Raw genomic sequence first — 2,872 nt, 5'->3', positions numbered from 1 at the left:
ACGACGTCGGAGCCCGCCATAGCTGCCCGAAAGTTCCGCTCTGTCCTAGCGGTCGAAGAGGCCGCTGAGTACGTTCTTTGGCCGCTGCTGCTCACCCTGCTGGGCGCCGAGCACAATGACCGCTCCGCTGAGGGCGGGCAGTGCCCACTGAAGAATCTTCAGCTGCTGCTGTGCCTTGGCGAGTTCCTCCGGCGCGCCCGGCTTGGGCTCCGTTGCGCCCTCCCCGCCGTGCCGGCTCAGCTCGCCGACCTTCTTGCCGAGAATGCCGGAGTAGAGGGACGCTGCCATGCCGACGACGGTGATAGCGGACTTCACCACAGTGTTGGCCATGGCGCCCGGCTGTCCGGCCAGGCGGCCCTTGTTGGCGGCGATCAGGCCGATGCCGCCGACTGCATGGGCACCGAACGCCGCAATCTGCACCGGCGTCCAGCGCGCCCAGCCGACCGTGGACAGGCGTGTGCGCTCCGCGGGGTCCTTGGCCTCAGCGGCCGCGCCGTTCAGTCCGACGGCGCCCATGAGCGATCCGCCGAACCACGCGGCTGCGCTGAGATCGTGCAGGGACCGTACAAGCGAGTTTCCTGACATGGTGCTCTCCTTAGACTTTGACGATGCCGAGGTTTTGCAACGGCTCCCTTAAAGGTTTATCAGCCTGCTTAGCAATATGCGAGCGGTCAGGGAAAATAGGCGCCGGCAGTACGATCAATGAATGCTCCCGTTCCTCCTGTTGGGCACCCGGGCCGAGGACGCAGCGGCCGATGGCGAATACCGCAGCTTCCTCCGCTTCACCGGGCTGGCGCCGTCGAACCTTCACCGCATCAGGGTGGAGCAGGAACCGCTGCCCCAGCTCCGGCTCGAGGACTACTCGGGGATCTTCCTCGGCGGGAGCCCGTTCAACTCGTCAGATGCGGAAGACACCAAGTCACCCACGCAGCACCGCGTCGAGCGCGAGCTCCGTCAGTTGCTCGACCGCGTCGTTGCCGAGGACTTTCCCTTCCTGGGCGCCTGCTACGGCGTCGGCACGCTGGGCCGGCACCAGGGCGCGGTGATCGACCGGACTTTCGCCGAGCCGATCGGACCGGTGGAAATCACAGTGAACGACGACGGCGCGGCAGACCCGCTGCTGGCAGGCCTTCCGCCGCGCTTCGACGCCTTCGTCGGACACAAGGAGGCATGCTCCACACTGCCGGCAGGCGCGGTGCTACTGGCGTCGTCGGCCTCGTGTCCGGTGCAGATGTTCCGGGTGAAGCAGAATCTATACGCCACGCAGTTCCATCCCGAGCTCGACGTCGAAGGGCTCATCCAGCGCATCCACATCTACCGTCACGCCGGGTACTTCCCGCCGGACCAGGCCGAAAGCGTCATCGAGCGGGCACGGGATTCGGCCGTGACCTGGCCGCCGCACATCCTCGCCGGCTTTGTGCGCCGTTACGCCCGCGACTGACCCGTTGAGTTCGCAGGACACACCCCTTATGGGCGGGCTTTCGCGGCGTGTCCTGTCAACTCAACGCGGGGTGTGGGGCGGCTTTCACCCGCCGTTCACTCCGCGTTGACCGCCCGGACTCCGGCGGCGTGAAGCATCGGATGGGGGATCACCCACACTCCATCCGAAAGGGATAGAACCTTATGGCAACTCGGCTGACCAGGACCATTTCCACCGCCATCGCCGGCCTGATGCTCGCTACCGCACCGGCCGCCGTCGCACATGCCGCGCCGGAGAGCGAGACTGACGCGCCCATCCTCATCGGACACCGCGGCGCAGCCGGCACCGCACCCGAGAACACGGTCGCGGCGTTCAAGGACGGACGCGCATCCGGCGCGGACTTCTTCGAGATCGACGTGCAGCTGAGCGCCGACGGCGTGCCGTTCCTCTTCCACGACAACACGCCCGCACGCACCACCAACGTCGAAGAGGTGTTCCCGGGCCGAGAGAACGACCCCATCACATCCTTCACCTGGGCCGAACTGCAGCAGCTCGACGCCGGCTCCTACTTCGGCGACAAATACGAGGGCGAGCGCATCCCGCACCTCGACGACGCCGCCCGGATTGCGACGGTGAAGACCGGCGTGTACATCGAAATCAAGGCACCGGTGAACTCGCCGGGCATCGAGCAGGTTGTTGCTGATGAACTTCGCAGTGACCCCAGGTGGGCCCAGTTGGTTGCTGCGGACAAGATCCAGGTCATCGGGTTCGACGAGGCTTCGAACCGCCGTTTCGCGGCCATAGCGCCCGAAATCGAGCTGCAGCAGCTCACCAGCGTTGTGCCCGCCCGCGAAGTCGTGGAATCCTGGGCAACCTTCGCCGACTCGGTGGGCACCAACTACCGGACCCTGACGCCGCAGAACGTCGCGGACGTCAAGGGCGCGGGCCTGGTGCTCGGCGTCTACACGGTCAACTCGCCCGAAGCCGTCCAGTACTCACTGGATCTGGGCGTCGACGCGGTGACCACCGACTTCCCCATCCAGAACCAGCGCTTCCTCGACGGCCAGCCCGTGTTCCCGGGCGCCGGCGTAGAGATCGCCGATGCGGCGAACAACGTGCCCGGAGACGACGTCCAGCCCGAAAACGGCGAGTACGTCCTGCTGCGGAACACGTCCGCAGCGAGCGTTGACGTGAGCGGTGCGATCATCCGCGACGCGGCGAACAACATCCTCACCGTCGGAGCGGGCTACGTGCTGGCTCCCGGCGCCGAGCTCCGCGTATACACCGGACCGGGGACCAATTCCGCCGAGGCTTACTACAACGGCGGCACGGCTTCAGTCCTGAACAACGGCGGCGACTCGGTTGCCCTCTGGATCGGCCCGCGCCTGCAGGACGTTTTCGCGAACTAGCTCCGTCCACACAGGCTCGCTGCCGGTGCCCGCCGGGTGGTTG

Annotated in this window: 3 protein-coding genes; 2 read left to right on the top strand and 1 reads right to left on the bottom strand. The window is 66.5% G+C overall.

Annotated elements, in window-relative coordinates; all coding sequences use genetic code 11:
- Positions 1 to 45 precede the first annotated feature (45 nt).
- The gene (locus X803_RS22180) at positions 46 to 585 is read right to left on the bottom strand and encodes a hypothetical protein (protein WP_026544591.1); all 540 of its coding nucleotides are present in this window, start codon (positions 583 to 585) and stop codon (positions 46 to 48) included.
- Between the two features lie 121 nt (positions 586 to 706).
- Between X803_RS22180 and X803_RS0106995 the strand changes: the two genes are divergently transcribed.
- Entirely contained in the window at positions 707 to 1,441 is a 735-nt protein-coding gene (locus X803_RS0106995) for a glutamine amidotransferase (RefSeq protein WP_026544590.1), read from the top strand.
- 182 nt (positions 1,442 to 1,623) lie between these two features.
- Positions 1,624 to 2,829: a glycerophosphodiester phosphodiesterase family protein gene (locus X803_RS0106990; protein WP_026544589.1), complete on the top strand. Its 1,206-nt coding sequence runs from the start codon at positions 1,624 to 1,626 to the stop codon at positions 2,827 to 2,829.
- Positions 2,830 to 2,872: the final 43 nt, after the last annotated feature.

The organism is Arthrobacter sp. 35/47, assembly GCF_000520475.1.
Lineage (GTDB): Bacteria > Actinomycetota > Actinomycetes > Actinomycetales > Micrococcaceae > Arthrobacter_D > Arthrobacter_D subterraneus.
Note: the sequence above shows the minus strand (reverse complement) of the source record. Positions and strands in the feature narration are given on the sequence as shown.